Below are 20,787 nucleotides of genomic sequence, written 5' to 3'. Positions count from 1 at the left end.
CCAGTGGATTCCCTTGCTTATTACCCTCCATTATGCTAGACAAACTCTAAATAACGATGGTATATTAGCTAGGTCATAAATTCATAATTGATTGAACAGGTGCTCAACAATTTGTTGCAGCTTAATAGGGAAGACCGGTGAAATACCGGCACGGTCCCGCCACTGTAAGAAGCGGTGTAATGCGGCAATAGCCAACTTATGCCACCTGCTGCGTCAAGTAAGTCACTGGGTGTTACTCACACTGGGAAGACAGCGCAGCCAGGCTTCGAGTCAGGAGACCTGCCTGTTCCTATAACGCTTTATCCTACGTGGAGATAGGAAGGTGTTGGTGGGGCAGTCCATCTTTTTGCGTGAGCGAGAGGATATACAGCATTTCCGGCACAATTGCCGGGAATGCTTTTTTTATATTAATTTAGAAATAGAAAGGTGTGTCTTTAGTAAAATGAGAACTATACAAATGAACCGAATGATGAAGTTGGCAGTTGCTGCCTTGTTAATGGTTATGCTTGTACTCGTCGCTGCCTGCGGCGCGGACAAGGGAGCTGTCAACAACCAGCAGAATCAGGTAGAGTCGGCAAGCCCCGCTCCGAGTGAGCAGCCAAGTGCAAGTCCTGCAGCAGAAACGAGCTATCCATTTACCGTTACGGATGCTACTTCAACGGAGCTGACTTTCGAGAAAGCGCCTGAGAAGGTCGTGACGCTCGTTCCAAGTGAGACAGAAATTATGTTCGCTGTCGGCGCTGCGCAAGAAGTTGTAGGCGTGGACGAATACAGCAATTATCCCGAAGAGGCTGCCAAAAAAGCCAAAGTCGGTGATATGACGACAAATATTGAAGCCGTTATCGCGCTTAATCCGGATCTTGTATTGGCTTCATCAGGAATGAATACAGATGCGATCACACGTCTACGTGAGCTGAAAATTACGGTATTGGCTTCTGATCCCCAGACTTACGATGCTACTGTCGAGCATATTGAATTAGTAGGCAAGATCATGAATAAAGGGGAAGGCACGAAGAAGTTAGCCGAGCACATGCGAGCGGTCAAGCAGCAGGTAGTTGATGCGGTTAAGGATGCTCCCAAGAAGCCTGTCTATTTGGAATTCTCACCTGGCTGGTCAGTAGGTTCAGGCACTTTCCTTGATGAGCTTCTAACTATTGCCGGGGGAACGAATATTGCAGCTGCACAGCAAGGCTGGTTCCAGGTGGATGCGGAAGAAATTGTGAAGCAGAATCCTGCGATCATTATTTATCCAGCACTTAGCGAAGATCCGAACCCAATTGCGGCGGCAATTGCGAGCCGTCCAGGCTGGGAAGCAATTGATGCGGTTAAAAATAAACAGCTGTTTGCCGTATCAGAGGACCCGCTTGTACGCGTTGGTCCAAGGCTCTCAGAAGGGCTGCTCGAAATGGCCAAAGCAATTCACCCGGATCTTATAAAATAATAATGAGACGTCAATTAGTCATTTATGGAGGAGCAGCTATGCTCCTTCTTGCTGTTTCTGTCGTCATTTGTTTATCAATTGGTTCCTCTGATGATCTCTCAATGAGTGATGTAGCAGGTATCTTGTATCATCAATTGCCATGGATGTCGGATGTGCCGCATGAATGGTCAGACGGCCAGATCGCGATCGTAACGCAAGTACGCTTGTCGCGAGTTTTGCTAGCAGTACTCGTTGGAGCTTGCCTTGCACTGGCGGGGGCTGGATTCCAAGGCGTGCTTCGCAATCCGCTCGCTGATCCTTATGCGCTGGGTGTGGCTTCAGGTTGCTCAGTAGGCGCAGCGTTCTTAATATCCTTCGGCTTCCAGACCATTATTGGCGTATGGACGATTCCTATCCTTGCATTCGTAACAGGTACGATTACCTTATTCGGCGTGTTTGCTTTGGCACGCAGCAGGGGGATTATGCAGATTGAGACGCTTATTTTGTCAGGGGTCATCGTACAAGCCTTTCTCGGGTCATTCGTATCACTGATGGTATCTTTATCAGATAATGTGGTGAACCAGATCTTGTTCTGGCTGATGGGCGGCTTAGGCATGAAGAGCTGGTCTGATGTCTATATTCTGCTGCCGTTTCTCATTATCGGCTTCCCGCTGCTTGTTGCCTACGGACAAGCCCTTAATTTATTCGTTCTCGGCGAAAGGCATGCTGCTCATCTTGGCATTCAAGTAGAGAGAACCAAAATTATCGTATTAGTTGGCTCTACACTGCTGACTGCCGCGGCAGTATCCGTATCGGGTGTCATCGGTTTTGTCGGACTTGTTGTTCCTCATCTCATTCGATTGATTGTAGGGCCTGACTACAGACTGCTTATTCCGTTGTCAGCAGTAGGAGGCGGAATCTTTGTCCTGTGGGCGGATACGCTGGCACGTATGGCTCTGAGCCCGCGAGAAATTCCTCTTGGAGTCGTTACTGCTCTTATCGGTGCTCCATTCTTCGCTTATTTGCTGCGCAGAAGAAAAAGAAGTCAGGAGAGAGCGCTATGATCACAGCGAATCAGGTTATGAAGATGATTCAAGGGAATCTTGTCTTGAATCGTCTGTCCTTTACGTTACAACCAGATAGAATATATGGTATTATCGGACCAAATGGTGTGGGCAAATCGACTTTAGTTGAGTTGTTATCAGGGGTAGGAACACCAACCGAAGGCGAAATCTTGCTTGATGGCAAGCGGATTAGCGATTATCCGCGCAAGCAGCTGGCTAGACGATTAGCCGTTCTGCAGCAGGGGGGCCTGCCTCCAGTCGGCTTCACAGTACGTCAGGTCGTTAGCATGGGTCGATATCCTTATCAGAATTGGTTCGGAGATGAGAGCCGTGATACGGAGTCGCTGATTGACCATGCATTAGAGACGTTGGGACTTACAAGCCTCCAGCATCGTACGATGGATCGGCTCAGCGGAGGCGAACGGCAGCGTACAGCGCTTGCGAAGGTGATGGTGCAGGAGCCTGATATTATACTGTTGGATGAACCGACCACTTATCTAGATATCGGCTATCAGGTCCAACTGCTGGACAGCGTTCGTGATTGGCAGAGAGACAGAGAACTGACAGCTGTCGCTGTGCTGCATGACTTGAACTTGGCAGCGCTGTATTGTGATGAAATTATCGTCTTACATAAAGGGGGCATTGCCGCGCTCGGTGCCCCGGGTGAAGTGCTTACTGAAGCACTCATCAAGCAGGTGTATGAGACTGAGGCGACGATTATTAAGCACCCGGTGACAGGTGCGCCTCAGCTGTTATTACAGCCCAAGCAACTAGATGCTTTGCATAATAAGACAGATAAAGGAGTCAGAAATAATGGAGGATAATCTATATTCGCAGTTAGCAGCTACGCTCATGCGTATTAAGCCGTTCAATGAGCAGGAGGCCAAGGCAGCTCAGCTTCATTCCGATCAATTGACTAAGCCGCCTGGCAGTCTCGGCAAGCTGGAGGTCATAGCCAGCCAGCTTGCAGGCATTGCGGGCAAGCGCTGGCCGCAGCTGGATCGTAAAGCGGTTGTCGTCATGGCAGCGGATCATGGCGTATGTGAGGAAGGCGTTAGCGCGTTTCCTCAAGCCGTTACTCCCCAGATGGTATTGAATTTTCTGCAAGGCGGAGCAGCGGTGAACGTATTAGCCAAGCAAGCAGAAGCGGATGTATTCTGCGTGGATATTGGCGTCAATGCTGATTTGGAGCATCAGGATCTGCTCAGTCGGAAGATAAGCAGAGGAACAGCGAATATGGCAAAGGGCCCTGCTATGGAACGAGAAGAAGCGATCGCAGCGATTATGGTCGGCGTGAATCTTGCAGGCGAGCTAGTAGAGAAGGGGTACCGTCTGTTCGCAACTGGTGAGATGGGCATTGGGAATACGACAGCAAGCGCTGCTCTGACAACGGTATTGACAGGCTTGCCTCCGGAGCAATCGGTTGGAAGGGGTACGGGCATCAACGACGCAAGCTGGCTTCACAAAGTCGAGGTAGTGAAAAAAGCGATTGCGTTCAATACGCCTGATCCTGCTGATCCGATAGATGTGCTTGCGAAGGTGGGCGGATTAGAGATTGCTGGTCTGGCGGGGCTTATTATCGGAGCTGCTGCTAACGGCTGTCCAATCGTTATAGACGGCTACATCTCCTCTGCTGCTGCGCTCGTAGCAGTACGGATAGCAGAGCAGGCAAGGCCTTATCTTCTCGCCTCCCATCTATCACAGGAGCAAGGGCATGCCAAGCTCTTGGAAGCAATCGGATTGTCGCCGATGATTCATTTGGAGATGCGTCTTGGTGAAGGAACAGGCGCTGTTCTCTGCTTCCACTTCATTGATGCAGCGCTGAAGCTCATGCAGGAAATGGCTACCTTCGACAGCGCAGGCGTATCGAAGGAGTAGAGCGGGAGTGAACAAAATGGCGATATTAGTGACAGGCGGGGCACGAAGCGGCAAAAGCTCCTTCGCGGAGCAGCTCTGTTACCGTCTGGGCGATGAAGCAATCTACCTGGCTACCAGCCGAGTGTGGGATGAGGAAATGGCCGAACGAATTGGCAAGCATAAGCGCACTCGTTCGGAGTCAGGATTCCAATGGAGGACTATAGAGGAGCCGACTGCATTGGTAGAGCAGCTTGAAACCCTTATAGCTGCTGCACATTCCATCACAAGCCAAGGGATGAAGCCCCCTGTCGTCTTAGTAGATTGTCTAACGCTATGGCTGACGAATTGGCTCATGCTTGCTGAAGAGGAGAAGCTGGAGCAAGCCGATCTGGATGAAAAGGAATGGGTACTGCAGCGCGTATTAGAATTGGTGCATTGTGTGGAAAGATGCACCTTCCCGGTCATCTTCGTAACAAACGAAGTCGGTGACGGGGTTGTACCCGCTTATCCTCTTGGCAGATGGTTCCGTGACGAGGCTGGCCGTCTTAATCAATTAATCGCCTCCGTATGTGATCGGGTATTTTTGGTGACTGCTGGCATTCCGATTGAATTGAAATCACAGGCGTTCCAATGGGAGAATTTATGATCTTTTACACCTTGCAAGAAAACTTGCTACTGATTGCAGCGGCAATTGCAATTGATTGGATTATTGGCGATCCAAAATGGCCGACCCATCCTGTTATTCGGATCGGTCGGCTTATTCGCGCTCTGGAGCAATGGCTGCGTGCGAAGGAACAAGGCAAAAGCCCGGCGCAGATTAGAGCGGCAGGCGCCGTATTGACCATCCTAACGCTAGCAGTCTCCTTCTTAGTGATGTGGGGTATCACAGCCGTTGCTGCTTGGATTCATCCTTGGCTCGGTTATGCGGTCACTGCTTGGTTTATTTCTACTACGATCGCTGTAAAAGGCTTGAAGGAGGCCGCCATGCTTGTGTATCGTCCATTAACCAAGGGGCATATCGAAGAGGCTCGCAAGTATGTAGGTTATATCGTCGGAAGAGATACCGATTCATTGAATGAATCGGAGGCCTCGCGCGCAGCTGTCGAGACTGTCGCAGAGAATACAGTTGATGCATTCGTTGCGCCAATTCTGTTCGCATTCCTTGGAGCAGCACCGCTTGCCATGCTGTATCGAGCTGCTAATACTCTGGATTCTATGGTCGGTTATCGTAATGAAAAATATATTCACTTCGGCTGGTGTTCGGCACGAACGGATGATGTGCTAAATTACATCCCCGCGAGATTAACGGGGATTCTGCTCGCCATATCGGCTTGGCCGCAGCCCGGGATGTCTGCTGCACGAGCAATAGTTGCTATACGGCAGTTCGCTCGGCTTCATCCAAGTCCGAACAGCGGCATTCCTGAATCAGCCGTTGCAGGTGCATTAGGAATAGAGCTCGGTGGACTTAACTATTATTTTGGAAGCCCAAGCGAACGGGCAAGAATGGGCTGGCCCACCCGTGTCCTTGAAGCGAAGGACATCATTCGAACGGTTCGATTGTTATATGCGGTTAGTATGCTATTAATGGCAGGGGTGTTGACGTTATGGTATTTTCTGCGTTGAAGCAGCATGGACAAGCTCTAATTGCAGCATTGCAATTTCTAACTCGTCTTCCCATCCCGCTGCAGGTTCCTTTTGAAGAAAAGGTATTGGGCAAAAGCGTTATTTATTTCCCAATTGCCGGAATTGTAGTTGGAGCTGGACTGGCAGCTGCGTATGGAGGGCTGAGCATCGTTATTCCTCCCTTGCCAGCAGCCGTGCTGCTGTTAGCTTTCTGGGTTGCTCTTAGCGGCGGTCTGCATCTGGATGGTTGGATGGACACGGCAGATGGCGTGCTTAGTCATCGGTCTAAGGAGCGCATGCTGGAAATTATGAAGGATAGCCGAGTTGGTGCGATGGGCGTTCTAGCGGCGATTCTGCTATTGTTATTAAAGTTTGCGGTGCTTGCCGAGCTGTTGCAGCAGGAGGAATCGCTAACTATTCTCCCGCTCATTACTATTATTCCTTTGTGGAGCCGCTGGTGGATGTCAGCAGCGATTGTGATTTGGCCAAGCGCCAGGAAGGGAGAAGGCGTAGGCGCATTATTCCAGCAGGCCTCGATTCGGCATGTCCTTGCCGGTCTTGCTCTGACGGGTGCCGCGACTCTATTGTGCGCCCAGATCAGTGGTCTGTCTTTTCCATCAATGATGTCAATCACCGCTGGTTGCTTTATACTTACTTTGTGCACAGGCGTATGGATGTCCATGTGGCTTAATAGGAAACTGGGCGGACTGACTGGAGATACTTATGGCGCTTTGAATGAGGCAATAGAGGCGGTCTTGTTGTTAGCCGTGCTTTTATACGTAATTAATATTAGTTAGAATGAGGTGTTACTGTAATGCTTGAACGTTATGGACATGGCGGCGATTTGAGAACAGCAGAGGAAATGTTCGAGCTGCCTGCGCATCAATTCATCGATTTCAGCTCCAATATGAATCCATTAGGGCCGCCTGAATCGGTAAAAAAAACGCTGCTCGGCTATGCGGATACGATAGGCTCTTATCCTGATCCGGCCGTAAGGCAATTAAGGAAGGATCTGGCGGAGAAGCATCAAATTAATGAGCAGTCCATTCTCATAGGAAACGGCGCTGCCGAATTAATCGATCTCGTCGTACGTGCTGTACATCCGAGTGTAGCTGGGCTTGCGTTCCCCGGCTTTGCTGAGTATGGGGATGCGGTTCACAAAATTAACAGTGGAATTGCGCCGATCATGCTCGATTCACAATCTTCCTTTGACTTGACTGAGCACGGAATCCAAGCTTCGGCAGCTGCAGAAGTCAGCTTCTATATGTTCGGCTCGCCAAATAATCCTACGGGAAGATTAGTCGATCCTGAGCTGATTCGCAAGCTCGTCCGAAGAGGGGCAACCGTTGTTGTAGATGAAGCCTTTATTGATTTTGTCTTAGAGGAAGATAAATATAGCTTAGTAGAGGAGGCTTCCTGCACGGAACGTTTGTATGTCATACGCTCCATGACTAAGTTCTACGCTATACCAGGCATTCGGCTCGGCTATATCGTTGGAGAGCCAGACTCTATTGCTGCACTGCGTCAACTGCAGGTGCCGTGGAGTGTGAATTCCTTAGCTCAACAGCTTGGACAAGCGGTTCTTGCAGAGAAGGATTATTCGTCAAGAACGCTGAATTGGTTGATTGAGGAGCGGGCTTGGCTGACGGATAAGCTGGAGCAGCTCGGCATAATTGTCATCCCAAGCAAGACCAACTACTTACTCCTGCAGTTGCCAGAGCAGCCCGGGCTAACTTCATCAAACCTCCAACGGGAGATGGGGAAATTAGGAGTGCTTATTCGAGATGGCTCCTTGTTCATCGGTCTGGATGACCGATATTGCCGCATTGCAGTTAAGCTGCGCCATCATAATGAGAAGCTGCTGGAGATTATGTCCCGCTGCATGGATAAGCTACAGGAATAGAAGGGAGTAGATAAGAATGGCAGACAGAATGAGTGATTATCCTAATCAACTGCTCTTAAGCCTGCAATTGAGGACGGGGGAGTTCGAGCGATGAGCCAGCCTTTCCGTTCAGGCGTCCATTATCAATCTACTCTGTGGGAGGGAGTGGAACTGAAGCTCCTCGACAACAGAATTGAAGCAAATACGCCAACCATGCTTCGCACGTTAAGCAGCGCTGTACATTTGGGCGGCTTCGCGGACGCTAATCGAATCATTAATTGGAAGGTTCCCATTCCTTATGACTGTGATGATCCTGTAGCCGATATAGGTCGGCAATTTCGAGAATGGAATTATGAGGAAGACCGTACAGTCTGTCTGCTGACTGCTGCCAAGATCAGCCATGCATCCATCGTTGAAATAGAAGGCGACTGCTTCAAAATGCTGTGCTGTACAACTTCAGGGACGAGGAATGCGGCTCGTGCAGGCATGCCTCGCGAGACCTTCTCTGCCTATACGGCAGGAACGATTAACACACTCTTGCTGATTGACGGCCAAATGACGGATTCCGCAATGGTGAATGCCGTCATTACTTATGCGGAGGCAAAGGCTGCGGCGCTTCAGGATTTGAATATAACGGACTATGACAATGGCTTAATTGCAACGGGGACTACAACAGATGCAATTGTGATCGGCGTAAGCGGCAATAAGCAATATAAGGCTGTTCATGCCTATGCGGGGGCAGCCACGACGATTGGCAATGCAATCGGCAGACTCGTATACGATACGGTGCACGAGGCCTGCCGTACGCAGCATGAGAGCTAGATGCTTGGCTATGCTGCGTGCTTTATTTTTGCGCATAGTTAATTACAGATACTTGTGTACAAGGTAGAATAATAGAAATGCATAGTGTGCTTGTATATATTGGAGGGTGTGCCGCTTGATTCGAATAATGGCGAGGACGAAGGAGCAGCAGTGGAACTACGACTTGACGCTGGAAGATTTGAGAGAGACAGAAGTAGATTGGTACTGGGTAGATTTCTGTAATCCGAGTGAAGAGGAATGCCGATTGCTGGAAACCTATTTTCATTTTCATCCGCTCGCGATTGAGGATTGCTATCATTTGCTGCAACGGCCTAAACTGGATCATTACGATGAGGTCAATTTTTTCGTCCTGCATTCCATTCATCCCGAGACGTTGTTCGTGCAGGAGGTTAACCTATTCCTCGGACCTCGGTTTATCGTAACCTATCACTATCAATCGTCCGTCGAGCTGGATGATGCTTGGCTGAAGGTTCCCCTATCGCCGAAGCTGGGGAAGGATGGGCATTTGTTCGCTGCTTATATGGTTATAGATCAGCTTGTTGATCAATATTTCCCTGCTGTACAGGAGTTGGAGGAGCAGGTTCTTGATATGGAGGTAGGAGGGAGCATGGGCTCCAGCCAGACGGCAATGGATGAAATATTCAGCATACGGTCACGGCTGGTGCGCATCCGCAAGACAGTCCTGCCAATGAGGGATTTGCTATACCGTATCCTGAATACACAGCGAATTAACGGATTAAGCCAGTATATCGCTTTTTATCATGATGTTTATGACCATCTGCTCAAGCTCTCGGAGATGACGGATGCTTGCCGTGAGATGACGGCTGATCTGCGCGACAGCTTCATGTCTTATAATGCTAACCGAATGAATTCGATTATGAAAACTTTAACCGTCATTACGACCATTTTTATGCCGCTGACTTTTTTAGCCGGAATTTATGGAATGAACTTCACTAACATGCCGGAATTGAATTGGCATTGGGGCTACTTTGGCGTACTAGGCCTCATGCTGCTGCTAGGGTCTGGGATGTTCGTATGGTTCCGGCGCAAAGGCTGGTTTGACTGATAAAAAGATAGGGGAATGGTTACACCATGGACAATGGAAAAGCAAATACGCTAACCAAAAAGAGAGTCTGGCAAATAACGGGCATCATGATTGCCGTAGTGGTTGCTGGCGCATTGCTGCTCTATGCGATGATTCATTCCTTACAGGGCAAGAGCAGCAGTGAGCATGCCGCCGAAGAGCGTCCTTATTCTTATTCTTATGAGACTGTAATGGCATCGAACGGAATGGAGCTTCACACCTTGAAGACCAAGCCTTCTAATGTAACGCTGACCAAGGTCAATAACAATGTAGCTTTAACGCCTTATTACGGTATCAATGGCGGTTTTTTTTATGAGGAAGCCTTGCTTAGCATTGCAGTAGTTAATAGCATTCCGGTTAATGGCGCTTCAGGCGATTATGGCAATGGTGCAGCCAACAGTAAATATGCGCGTGGAACGCTCGTATGGGACGGATCGGCTGATCGTTTGTCCGTGCAGATCGTCCGCGATGCTTCTGAACTGAAGGTCAAGGATAACACTAGGTTCTGGGCACAAGGTGGGATCAGCATGTCCCTTGCGGAAGGCATGGATTGGATACAGCAGATCGAGGCTGAGCAGGCGCCTTTTGCAAATGAAGAAAGATTGCGTTCGGCAGCTGTCTATGATGAGGAGAATAGGCTATATCTTGTTGTAAGCAGTACGAGAGGAACATTGGCTTCATTCCGGGAAGCCATTCTGGAGAAGGTAGGGGAAGGCCAGTTGGTTGATGGCATTTTCCTTGATGGAGATGGCTCTTCTCAACTGCGCAGCAAGGAAGCTGTTCTTACAGGGGACGCACGTCCTGTTGTACAAATGATGCGAATTGTAAAATGATTCATGTCATTAATTAATTTTGTTAATAGCATTAATTATCGAGGTGAACACATTAGTTATGAATCATTTGCCCATTGAGAGTGTCCTCCCGGAGTTATTGAAGGTTCTTCGGGAAGGCAATAATGCTGTGCTTGTCGCAGAGCCGGGTGCAGGCAAGACGACACGTGTTCCGCTTGCACTGCTTGAGGAGCCATGGCTGAATGGGCGTAAAATCGTCATGCTGGAGCCTCGTCGGCTAGCCGCACGTTCTGCTGCTAAGCATATGGCGAGAACGCTCGAGGAACCAATTGGAGAAACCGTTGGTTATCGTGTTCGCTTGGACACCAAGGTGAGTACACGTACGCGCATCGAGGTAGTGACAGAGGGTGTACTGACGAGGATGCTTCAGGAAGACCCTGCGCTAGAGCAGGTTGGTGCGGTGCTATTCGATGAATTTCATGAACGGCATTTGCATGGGGATCTAGGCTTGGCACTAAGTCTGCAATCACAGGCCCTGCAGCGTGAGGATTTGCGCTTGCTTGTCATGTCAGCGACTTTGGATGCTGAATCAGTTGGTGCCTTGCTGGGCGATGCGCCGATTATTGCGAGTACAGGACGAGTATACCCGATCGAAACGATCTATCGAAGGGCAAGAATGGAAGGGAAGCTAGAAAAGGAAGTCGCTCAGACCATCATTCAGGCCGTGCAGGAGCATGAGGGAGACTTGCTTGCCTTCTTGCCCGGGCGGGGAGAAATTCGCCGTACTGCTGCGCTTCTTGCCCAAGCAAGGCTTGAGACTACACTGCGAGTCACCGAGCTTCACGGTAGCTTGCCGCTGGAAGAGCAGGATGCTGCCATCGGTCTTTGTAAGCCCGGTGAACGGAAAATCGTATTAGCAACGTCCATTGCTGAGTCCAGCTTGACGGTGGAAGGCATTCGAATTGTCGTAGACAGCGGCTTGATGAGGGTGCCTCGCTTTTCTCCGCGGACGGGAATGACAAGACTTGAGACGATTCCAGTATCCAAGGCTTCGGCGGATCAGCGACGTGGACGGGCTGGACGATTAGCAGCAGGGGTCTGTTATAGATTATGGACAGAGCAAGAGCAATTGTACTTGCAGGAGTATAATGCACCAGAGCTGCTTGAGGCTGACTTGGCTCCGCTGGCATTAGAATTAGCTGTATGGGGCATTCGGGAGCCGGATGAGCTTGGATGGCTGACACTGCCTCCACAAGCTGCCTTTATACAAGCTAGACAATTATTGCGAATGCTCGGTGTTATTGATGAAGCTGGCAAACCGACCCATTGGGGCAATCAAATTGCGAAGCTTGGTCTGCATCCAAGGCTCGGCTGTATGCTGCTGCAAGCTGCAGAAATGGGCTTAACCGAGCCTGCTTGTGAATTGGCCGCCATTCTAAGTGAACGGGATTTGCTGCCACAGGAGAGAAATGTGGATATAGCGATGCGACATGCAACGCTGCGCAGGCCTGCTGCCAGTATAGATCAGAGAGCTGTCCAGCGAATTATGGCACAAGCTGCTCAATGGAGCAGAGTGCTTGGCACGGATAAAGGCAAGCATGAAGGAGCAGAGACAAAACAAGTCCATTATGGGCTGCTGCTCTCACTTGCTTATCCTGATCGTATTGCTCAGCGCCGCGCTGATGGACGTTACTTGCTGGCAAACGGCAGGGGTGCTGTCTTGCCGGAAGTCCAGCCGTTATCCCGCGCTGCTTATTTGGCAGCGGCAGAGCTGGATGATACGGGAAGCGAGAGCAGAATTCGCCTTGCTGCAGAGCTTCATATTGAAGCTCTTGATCATGTTAAGGGCATCCAGTTAGAGCAGGAACAATCTGTTGAATGGGATGCCCAGTCACAATCCGTTAGAGCCAGGCAGCGTGTTCGTCTAGGAGCTATCCTCGTTAAGGAAACGCCTCTAGCACAGCCTGCCCCAGAGCTGGTTGCTCATGCTTTATTAGAAGGTATTCGGATAAGCGGCTTAGAGCTGCTCCCTATGAGTAAGCAGGCGAGGCAGCTGCAAGCACGCATGAAGCTAATGGCGGCCTATCATAATGATTGGCCAGAGGCGACAGAACAGGCTCTTCTCGCCAGCATGGAGCAATGGCTGCTTCCGCATCTGATCGGGATGAAGAATCGTAACGACTTGCAGCGATTGAATATGGTCCAGTTGCTGGAATCCATGCTTACATGGAAGCAGCGCCAGACGTTAGACGAGCAAATCCCGACACATATCATAGTTCCAAGCGGCTCCCGCATTCCGATTGATTACAGTGATCACGAGTCTCCGTTCCTAGCAGTGAGACTGCAGGAGTTGTTCGGCTTGAAGGAAACGCCGCTTCTGGCAGGCGGGAGACTGCCGCTGACGCTGCATCTATTGTCGCCGTCACAGCGGCCAGTTCAGGTAACGAGAGACTTGGCGAGCTTTTGGAGCCAGGCTTATTTTGAAGTGAAAAAGGATTTGAAGGGACGTTATCCGAAGCATTATTGGCCGGATGATCCCTATACAGCACAACCAACGAATCGTACAAAGCCTCGTATGTAAGGATACGCGATACAATAATAGAGGAAGGGTGGGGATTCTCATTTCAGTAGAACTATTAGGGATATATGCGATAGTTATTAATATTTGGACCTTCGTCCTTATGGGGATCGATAAGCAGTTAGCCCGTCAGAAGCAAAGGAGAATTCCTGAGAAGAGACTGTTCGTGCTTAGTGCGCTTGGAGGGGCTCTAGGCGGATGGATTGGTATGAGGGTCTGGCGTCATAAAACGAAGCATACTTCGTTCACAGTGGGTCTTCCCTTGCTAATCTTGCTTAATGTCGCTGTTTTTTATTTTTTATCGGGCAATTAAGAGTAAATAAGCAGCAATGATTGCTTCCGCAGTCTGAGTTATGTTATATTGGGTACTCGTTTTTTTAAGACCCATATTCTTAGGAGGTAACTGACATGAAGGTTCAAAGTGCCTATCAAGAAGAGAAACAGCACTTGGCAAGTGCGCTGGAAGAAATTATTTCTCAGCTTAAAGGAATTGGTCCCCGTTATACGGGTGACGACTTTACCGAGCAGATGCTCGATTTGCAGCGTGAGGAACGCAAGCAAAGGCTTGAAATCGCCTTTCGCGAGCCTTACTTCGGCAGAATTGATTTTCAAGAAATTCCGCAAGAGTCCAGTACACCGCTCTATATTGGTAAAGCAGGGGTAGCCAAGCAAGCGAGCAATGAGTTGATTGTCATTGATTGGCGCGCGCCTGTTGCGAGCCTATTCTATTCTTTTACAGGCGGAGAAGCTTCGATCTCGTATGAATCTCCTGAAGGCGAAATTGAAGGCTATGTCCACCTGAAACGCAATTTGATGGTAAGAGATGGTGAGCTAGTTCGGATGGTCGATAGCTTCACGAGAGGGCAGGAGGAGGAATCCGTAACCGATGAGTTTCTTTTGTATCGCCTTGGCGAGAACAAAGACAATCGCTTACGTGATATCGTCTCAACGATTCAGCATGAGCAGGATAGAATTATCCGATCGGAACGCGGCAAAGCTTTATTTATTCAGGGCGTTGCAGGCAGTGGCAAGACGACGGTAGCGCTGCATCGGTTAGCTTTTTTGCTGTATCAATATGCAGGCCGAATTAAGGCAGAGCGGATGATTATATTTGCACCGAACCGAATGTTCCTTGCCTACATATCTGGCGTGCTTCCGGAACTCGGAGTCGGCGATATTCAACAGACGACTTTTGCGGATTGGTCGCTTGAGCTTCTGGGTCTGGAGGTCGCACTCAGCAATCAGGCAGATACGCTGTCTCATTGGTTCGAAGAGCAACGCACAACAGAAGAGATGCTCAGCTCATCCAGCCGCTGGAAGGGCTCCTTGGCCTTCAAAGCGGATGTCGATCACTATCTCAATGAACTCGAACAGAGGATTGTCCCCGTTGTGCCTTTTGAACCGCTGCCAGGCTTAGTCCTTCAACCCGAGACGATGATGACGTTGTTCACTACCGATTACGGCGACGAGCCGTTGATGAAGAAGAGAGACCGATTGGTCAGCCGGATCAAAAGATGGTTCGAGTCGGAGCTGAAAATGCGGGGAGTTGCGGACAAGAAGGTACGCGCCAAAGCTTCTGCCAAGCTCAATGCCTACTCCAAAAAAATTCCATCATATACGGCGCCTCAGCTCTATGCGACCCTGTTCCAAGGGAAGCAAGCTCTTCCGAACGTGCCTAAGGCAATTGCTGTCTCGACCAGCGCAAGGCTGAAGAGCAAAGTGGTTGATGCCGAGGATTTGGCGCCGCTAGTCTACATTCATTTACGCTTGCATGGTCTGTCTATACCTCCGTATGATCATATTGTCATTGATGAAGCTCAGGATTATTCGCCGTTTCAACTGGAGGCGCTTCGTCTTTGCCAGCGTACACCATCAATGACTGTACTCGGCGATTTGCAGCAGGGAATACATGCTTATGCGGGGATTGAGCGCTGGAATGAGCTTACGGAATTATTCAGCGATGAGCAGACCGATTATTTCGAGCTGAACCGCAGCTACCGCTCTACGACAGAAATTATCGAGTTTGCTAATCGGATTCTTGGGGCGATGGGCAACGGTGTCAAGCCTGCTGTACCGGTGTTCCGCAGCGGCGATCCTGTAGAAGTAGAAGCTATAGAAGAAATTGATTTTCTCCCCAAAATTGCAGCTTCTTTGCAAGAATGGAAGGCTGGCGGTGAATATCAGACGATATCCGTTATTGGACGGACTGCACAGCAATGTGTGACCATCCATGAATATTTATTGTCCGTTGGCATGGAAGCATCGCTTGTCCAGAGCAAGCAGCCTGAATATGGCGGAGGCTTGACCGTCGTGCCTGTATATTTGTCGAAAGGTCTGGAATTTGATGCCGTTCTGATTGCAGATGCGAGTGAATTTGCTTATACTGAATCTGACGCCAAACTTCTATATGTTGGTTGTACGCGCGCTCTACATAAGCTGAAACTACTAACATGTGCTGCGCTAACTCCGCTTATCGGAGATCAAGAAGCTTAAGACACTAGGGCGAGAACTTTTCGCGAGTGCTTGACTTCAGCATGGCTTGTAACTACAATTGCTACAGGATTCAAAAAAAGAAGGGATTTGATTAGCATTGGGGAAAACAAAGACATCGTACAACTCTAGTAAACAGCAAGCGCACAAAAAGTCTGGCTCGAACAAATCGCTTATTTTTCTTACTTTAGGCCTGGTAGCTGTTATTGCGGTAATCGTTCTTGGCATTAACAACCAGTCCAAGCCAGTCGAATTTAATTATGACAGGCTGCCAATGCAAGGAACTGCTGCCGCTCCTGTCAAAATTGTGGAGTTCGGTGATTACAAATGTCCTGCCTGCAAAAACTTTACAGACAACGTTAAGCCTCTGTTAGACAAAGAGTATATCGAAACAGGCAAAGCATCCTTTTATTTCGTGAATTATCCGTTTATCGGTCCGGACTCCGTTACAGCAGCACTAGCAGCAGAAGCGGTTCACAATCAGAATAAAGAAGCTTTCTGGCCTTATTATAAGGCTATTTATGAGAAGCAAGGCGATGAGCGTACCCAGTGGGCAACGCCGGACTTCTTGGTTCAAATTGCCAAGGACGCCAATCTACCAATCGACTTTGATCTGTTGAGAAAAGATATAGACAACAAGACTTATATGAAAGACGTAGAAGAAGACGAATCGCTTGTACGCCCGATGAAAGTACAAGGAACACCAGCCCTCTTTATTAACGGCAAGTTCTATACCGGAACGTTGAGCTATGAAGGCATTAAGTCTGCAATTGATAACGCGCTGGGGGAGTAGTTGCCATTGACGACCATTATGGAGAAGAATGAATCTTGGTTGAAACGCTACGGTCTGTATTTGGCTTGGGTTGTCTCGCTAGCTGCCGCAGGCGGCAGCTTGTACTTCAGTGAGATAGCAGGTTATGCTCCATGCGATCTATGTTGGTATCAACGGATTTTTATGTATCCGCTAACAATTATTCTAGGTATCGCCTGTTACCGCGGCGATCGCCGAATTGTCAGTTATGCATTGCCAATCAGCATTATAGGAATGATCATTTCTCTTTATCACAATATTGAAATCTGGTTTCCTAAGCTTGGCGAAATCGTTCCGTGTAAATCCGGAATACCATGCAACTTCGATTATTTGAATTGGCTCGGATTTATTACCATTCCTTTAATGGCGTTAACGGCATTTATACTTATTACAGTATTTCTACTGCTGGCGCGTCGTCGTCAGGATTAATAAGGCTTATACTCCAAGCGGCGTCTAGCTGCTTGGAGTTTTTTTATGGGTGTTGTACGATGAAAAGGATCTAGGAAACGGTATCGGAGTGAAGCAGCTTGCTACATTGGACATGGGAAGAGTGGGCGGCGCCGCTTGCGCTGTCTTTAAAAATAGCTTTTACAGCAAGTATCTTGGTTATTATATTGGGCACAGCCGCAGCCTGGTGGATGGCAAGAAGGAAGCGAAGAGGACAAGCAGTCATCGAGACCTTATTCATGCTGCCATTAGTGCTTCCTCCAACGGTTGTTGGTTTCCTGCTGCTTGTTCTGCTTGGACGCAGAAGTACAATTGGGCAATGGTATGAATGGTTGTTCGATAGGTCTATTGTGTTCACGTGGGGAGCGGGTGTTATTGCTGCTGTAGTCGTAGCTTTTCCACTCGTCTATCAGACGATGAAGAATGGCTTTCTTATGGTGGACAAGCATCTCGAGGATGCGGCACGCTCAGCCGGAGGGAGCGAATGGCAGGTGCTTAAGTTTATTACGCTGCCGCTTGCAGGGCGATCGCTGCTGACCGCCTACATTCTTGGATTTACTAGAGGACTGGGGGAGTTCGGTGCAACCTTAATGGTTGCGGGTAATATTCCTGGAGTGACGCAGACGACACCTGCTGCAATCTATAGCGCTGTTGAATCCGGCAATACGCAATTAGCGTGGGCTTGGACGATATCGCTTGTTTCTGTCTCTTTCCTTTTGTTGTTTTTAACAGGACGAATGAAGAATGATTCATTCCCCAAAGATTGAACCCTTATCGGGCCTTAGTCGTATTAGTAGGAGCAAATAAGGAGGCGGCATGCAGATGACAGCAATAGTGGATACTGAGGAGCAGTTAAATAAAGCTTTGCAAGAAATAATAGCATGGGAGAAGGATCAGAAGGATATATGGTTCTGGGAGAAGCTGGGGAGACTTCCTTTCATGCTGCTCGATAAATTAACGCCTCGATTCATCCAACAGAAGCTTGGACAAGCTGTTGAAGAAATGGGCAACTACATACAAAATGGCGGCCAATATCTCGTATCAGAAAAAAGCGTGCTGCAACACTTGAATCGGAATGCATCTTCTCCTGATGAAGAAGAGACGATGACATTAGAGCAGTGCGCCAGACTGCCATTAGCTGTGATGGACAAGACGACGGATCAGCTTGCAGCCAGTCGCGCAGCACTTGCTACGATGCAAGGAGCAACCACAGGCATAGGCGGCATATTTACTCTGGCAGTCGATATTCCTCTCATTCTTGGCTTATCGTTGAAGATTATTCAGGAAATTGCCATCAGCTATGGGTTCGATCCCAAGCTGAAGGAAGAACGAGTGTTCACCATTAAGGTGCTGCAATTCGCTTCGGCTGATATTGTTGGAAAGAAGGCAGTATTGGAGGAGCTGGCTGTTTTTGACGCGGATCATCGCAATCAGCAAATGTTCTCCCAGCTGCAGGGCTGGAAGGAAGTTGTTATGGTCTATCGCGATAATTTCGGATGGAAAAAGCTGTTTCAAATGATACCGGTAGCCGGCATATTATTCGGTGCTTTCATTAACAGGGGAATGCTGAATGATGTAGCGGAGGCTGCGAAAATGCTGTATCGTAAAAGAAGAGTGTTACTTAAGCTTGCAGAAGGTAGGGAACAGCAGGATGGGAACGACTGAGCAGCTTTATAAAGAAGCTGAACAATTCATAATGGTTTGCTATAACGAATTAGGCAAGTCTGAATCCGAGCTAGAGAGCCGATTGGACGAAATCAGGCAATCTATTGCAGCTACTGGATTTTATGAACATACTTTCGAAGAGCTTGAGCACGGTGCCAAATTAGCTTGGCGCAACAGCAATCGTTGTATTGGCCGATTATTCTGGCAATCGCTCACTGTGCTGGACAGGCGCGAATTGCAAGAGTCCGACGCCATTGCCGAAGCGATATTTCACCATATTAACTATGCAACTAACGACGGACGAATACGCCCGACGATTACGATATTCGCCCCACAGCAGCACAGGCGACATGTTCGGATATGGAATCATCAATTAATCCGCTACGCCGGTTATCAGACAGAGAAAGGTGTAGTTGGCGATCCAGCTTCTATCGCTTTTACAGAGCAATGTATGGCGCTGGGCTGGCGTGGAGCTGGCACCCCTTATGATATTCTGCCTCTGGTCGTTCAACTTGATGAGGAAGCACCGAACTGGTATGGATTGCCCGAGGGGATTGCACTGGAGGTGCAATTAACGCATCCTGACCTAGAACGATTCGATACGCTGCGTCTTCAATGGTATGCTGTGCCTCTCATCTCGGATATGAAGCTTGAAATAGGGGGCATCACCTATACAGCAGCACCGTTCAACGGCTGGTACATGGGGACGGAGATCGGTGCTCGTAATTTGGCTGATCGCGAACGATATAATCAGCTGCCTAATGTAGCAGAGCTCATGGGACTCGATACAACGACGAATACATCGCTTTGGAAGGACAGAGCGCTTGCAGAATTGAACCTTGCGGTTATTCATTCCTATAAGCTTCAAGGCGTCAGTATCGTTGATCACCATACGGCTGCTGAACAGTTCCTTCGATTCGAGAAGCAGGAGCAGGATCAGGGAAGAGCTGTAACTGGCCGCTGGTCATGGCTTATTCCTCCGATGTCTCCTACAACTACTGCCATATGGCATCGCGGCTTCGATGACACGGAAGTGAAGCCTCTGTTCAGTTACCAAGAAGCGCCTTATTAATTATTGCATGGGGGAAACATAGATGGATTTCATGATGGAGCATTTGTCCTTTTTCGTTATTATTACCGACGGGGATGAAAGTACATCTGCCAAAAGGTACAAGCATTATCAAACACTGGATGAGGCAGATTATGAGCATAGCGAGATTAAACGATTCCTAGATGGGGAATTCAAACGAATCGTTAAGAGGAAGGTAGAACGCAATCCAAATACGGAGAATGCGCCTACGAAGATCGGGCGCTTCATGGTTGAACCTGGCTATGAGCTGGGCAGCAACCCGAACTACAACTTATTCCAAAGGCTGCGTGAAGCCGACAGCAAGGAGCGTTTTATTGGCATAGCGGATGAGCTTGTTCATATTTATATGGATACGAGTGCAGTTCGGGGCGGGGCATTTATTATTGCGCGTGCGAAGCTTAATACTTACTTCGATGAACCGTTTCTGTTTCTAATGAAATGTGATTTCGAGCCGAAGATTGCCCGAATTTCGGATGAGCACAACTTGATTTCACATGTGGAAATGGCTATCAGCGCTAGAAATATGAAATCGATTCAATATCCCCATATGCCAGAGGAAGGTATGCTTGAGCATTGGGAGCTCAAAATCCATCAGGCATCCCACGCCCGTTACTTTGAGGACTTCTTGAAATATGTATCTTATGAGAAGCCATTGCCGGAAGTCATGGGTGAGCAGGTGCTTGGAATGGTCCAACAGTATATGGAGGACAAGTGGCAGGATGCTCCTGAAAGTACCGAACGGCGTGAGGAAGAGAATGCCATTGAAGTATGGGCAGCAAGCGAAAAGCGTGATTTGCATGAATACTGGTCACATGAGCAGGTCTCTGTTGCGTCAGCCGCTCTTGTTGAGCAGAAGCCCGATTTGCCTTTTGTATTCAAGCTCGATAATATTACGATTAAAGGTCTATTGGCTGAATTTGGCACAGCACTTCATTTTGCCAAGCACAATGGTCGTTATGTCGTCGTTATTGAAGGCGATTCCTTTCAATTCGACAAAGGGATGTCGCCAGTGGAGCTGCTGCAGCCGCCTGATTTGGAAGAAATTATGCCGATTATTGGAACGAACAAGCCAGAGGAGCCACCGGCTATATTGCCGTTAGAGCCTGCCGATTCAAATTCCAATAATGATGATGTTCCTTGGTAAATTTCCTATTTGAAGAGGA

20 protein-coding genes and 1 riboswitch are annotated in these 20,787 nt (G+C 48.7%); all 20 genes read left to right on the top strand.

Annotation, left to right across the window (positions count from 1 at the left end):
- Nucleotides 1-80 precede the first annotated feature (80 nt).
- A riboswitch (cobalamin riboswitch) is annotated at nt 81-301 on the top strand.
- Nucleotides 302-442: 141 nt separating this feature from the next.
- The 20 genes from AC50YO_RS02845 to AC50YO_RS02750 all read left to right on the top strand — a co-directional run bounded on the left by AC50YO_RS02845 (nt 443) and on the right by AC50YO_RS02750 (nt 20,768).
- On the top strand, nt 443-1,441 hold the full coding sequence (locus AC50YO_RS02845) for an ABC transporter substrate-binding protein (RefSeq protein WP_494842916.1): 999 nt from the start codon (nt 443-445) through the stop codon (nt 1,439-1,441).
- A 2-nt stretch (nt 1,442-1,443) separates the two neighbouring features.
- Nucleotides 1,444-2,484 carry a FecCD family ABC transporter permease gene (locus AC50YO_RS02840; protein WP_494842914.1) on the top strand — a complete coding sequence of 347 codons (1,041 nt, stop codon included), beginning with the start codon at nt 1,444-1,446 and terminating at the stop codon, nt 2,482-2,484.
- Nucleotides 2,481-3,308, top strand: coding sequence for an ABC transporter ATP-binding protein (locus tag AC50YO_RS02835; RefSeq protein ID WP_494842912.1), 828 nt, complete (start codon nt 2,481-2,483; stop codon nt 3,306-3,308). The genes AC50YO_RS02840 and AC50YO_RS02835 overlap by 4 nt, the downstream gene beginning before the upstream one ends.
- Nucleotides 3,298-4,362, top strand: coding sequence for a nicotinate-nucleotide--dimethylbenzimidazole phosphoribosyltransferase (gene cobT, locus AC50YO_RS02830; protein ID WP_494842910.1), 1,065 nt, complete (start codon nt 3,298-3,300; stop codon nt 4,360-4,362). Before AC50YO_RS02835 ends, cobT begins: the two co-directional genes overlap by 11 nt.
- Nucleotides 4,363-4,378: 16 nt before the next feature.
- Nucleotides 4,379-4,987: a bifunctional adenosylcobinamide kinase/adenosylcobinamide-phosphate guanylyltransferase gene (cobU, locus tag AC50YO_RS02825; RefSeq protein WP_494842908.1), complete on the top strand. Its 609-nt coding sequence runs from the start codon at nt 4,379-4,381 to the stop codon at nt 4,985-4,987.
- Nucleotides 4,984-5,964 carry an adenosylcobinamide-phosphate synthase CbiB gene (gene cbiB / locus AC50YO_RS02820; protein WP_494843247.1) on the top strand — a complete coding sequence of 327 codons (981 nt, stop codon included), beginning with the start codon at nt 4,984-4,986 and terminating at the stop codon, nt 5,962-5,964. The genes cobU and cbiB overlap by 4 nt, the downstream gene beginning before the upstream one ends.
- The gene (gene cobS / locus AC50YO_RS02815; protein WP_494842906.1) at nt 5,946-6,761 is read left to right on the top strand and encodes an adenosylcobinamide-GDP ribazoletransferase; all 816 of its coding nucleotides are present in this window, start codon (nt 5,946-5,948) and stop codon (nt 6,759-6,761) included. The genes cbiB and cobS overlap by 19 nt, the downstream gene beginning before the upstream one ends.
- A gap of 17 nt (nt 6,762-6,778) precedes the next feature.
- On the top strand, nt 6,779-7,867 hold the full coding sequence (locus AC50YO_RS02810) for a pyridoxal phosphate-dependent aminotransferase (RefSeq protein ID WP_494842904.1): 1,089 nt from the start codon (nt 6,779-6,781) through the stop codon (nt 7,865-7,867).
- 90 nt (nt 7,868-7,957) lie between these two features.
- A complete protein-coding gene (locus AC50YO_RS02805; protein WP_494842902.1) occupies nt 7,958-8,668 on the top strand; it encodes an adenosylcobinamide amidohydrolase in 711 nt (236 codons plus the stop codon).
- Between the two features lie 115 nt (nt 8,669-8,783).
- Nucleotides 8,784-9,734, top strand: coding sequence for a magnesium/cobalt transporter CorA (gene corA, locus AC50YO_RS02800; protein WP_494842900.1), 951 nt, complete (start codon nt 8,784-8,786; stop codon nt 9,732-9,734).
- Between the two features lie 26 nt (nt 9,735-9,760).
- Nucleotides 9,761-10,585 carry a hypothetical protein gene (locus AC50YO_RS02795; RefSeq protein ID WP_494842898.1) on the top strand — a complete coding sequence of 275 codons (825 nt, stop codon included), beginning with the start codon at nt 9,761-9,763 and terminating at the stop codon, nt 10,583-10,585.
- Between the two features lie 58 nt (nt 10,586-10,643).
- Complete coding sequence (gene hrpB, locus AC50YO_RS02790) at nt 10,644-13,124, top strand: ATP-dependent helicase HrpB (protein ID WP_494843245.1); 2,481 nt, start codon at nt 10,644-10,646, stop codon at nt 13,122-13,124.
- A gap of 28 nt (nt 13,125-13,152) precedes the next feature.
- On the top strand, nt 13,153-13,434 hold the full coding sequence (locus tag AC50YO_RS02785) for a DUF1294 domain-containing protein (protein WP_494842896.1): 282 nt from the start codon (nt 13,153-13,155) through the stop codon (nt 13,432-13,434).
- Nucleotides 13,435-13,529: 95 nt separating this feature from the next.
- Nucleotides 13,530-15,614, top strand: coding sequence for a HelD family protein (locus tag AC50YO_RS02780; protein ID WP_494842894.1), 2,085 nt, complete (start codon nt 13,530-13,532; stop codon nt 15,612-15,614).
- A 97-nt stretch (nt 15,615-15,711) separates the two neighbouring features.
- Entirely contained in the window at nt 15,712-16,404 is a 693-nt protein-coding gene (locus AC50YO_RS02775; RefSeq protein WP_494842892.1) for a DsbA family protein, read from the top strand.
- 18 nt (nt 16,405-16,422) lie between these two features.
- Nucleotides 16,423-16,851: a disulfide oxidoreductase gene (locus AC50YO_RS02770; protein ID WP_494843243.1), complete on the top strand. Its 429-nt coding sequence runs from the start codon at nt 16,423-16,425 to the stop codon at nt 16,849-16,851.
- Nucleotides 16,852-16,949: 98 nt separating this feature from the next.
- Nucleotides 16,950-17,636 carry a molybdate ABC transporter permease subunit gene (gene modB, locus AC50YO_RS02765; RefSeq protein ID WP_494842890.1) on the top strand — a complete coding sequence of 229 codons (687 nt, stop codon included), beginning with the start codon at nt 16,950-16,952 and terminating at the stop codon, nt 17,634-17,636.
- A gap of 55 nt (nt 17,637-17,691) precedes the next feature.
- Nucleotides 17,692-18,534 (top strand): EcsC family protein, encoded by an 843-nt coding sequence (locus tag AC50YO_RS02760; RefSeq protein WP_494842888.1) that lies wholly within the window; start codon nt 17,692-17,694, stop codon nt 18,532-18,534.
- Nucleotides 18,521-19,606, top strand: a complete 1,086-nt coding sequence (locus AC50YO_RS02755) for a nitric oxide synthase oxygenase (RefSeq protein ID WP_494842886.1) — start codon at nt 18,521-18,523, stop codon at nt 19,604-19,606. Before AC50YO_RS02760 ends, AC50YO_RS02755 begins: the two co-directional genes overlap by 14 nt.
- Before the next feature lie 22 nt (nt 19,607-19,628).
- Nucleotides 19,629-20,768, top strand: a complete 1,140-nt coding sequence (locus tag AC50YO_RS02750; RefSeq protein ID WP_494842884.1) for a DUF3900 domain-containing protein — start codon at nt 19,629-19,631, stop codon at nt 20,766-20,768.
- The last annotated feature ends 19 nt before the right edge of the window (nt 20,769-20,787 follow it).

The organism is Paenibacillus sp. J22P59, assembly GCF_059383895.1.
Note: the sequence above shows the minus strand (reverse complement) of the source record. Positions and strands in the feature narration are given on the sequence as shown.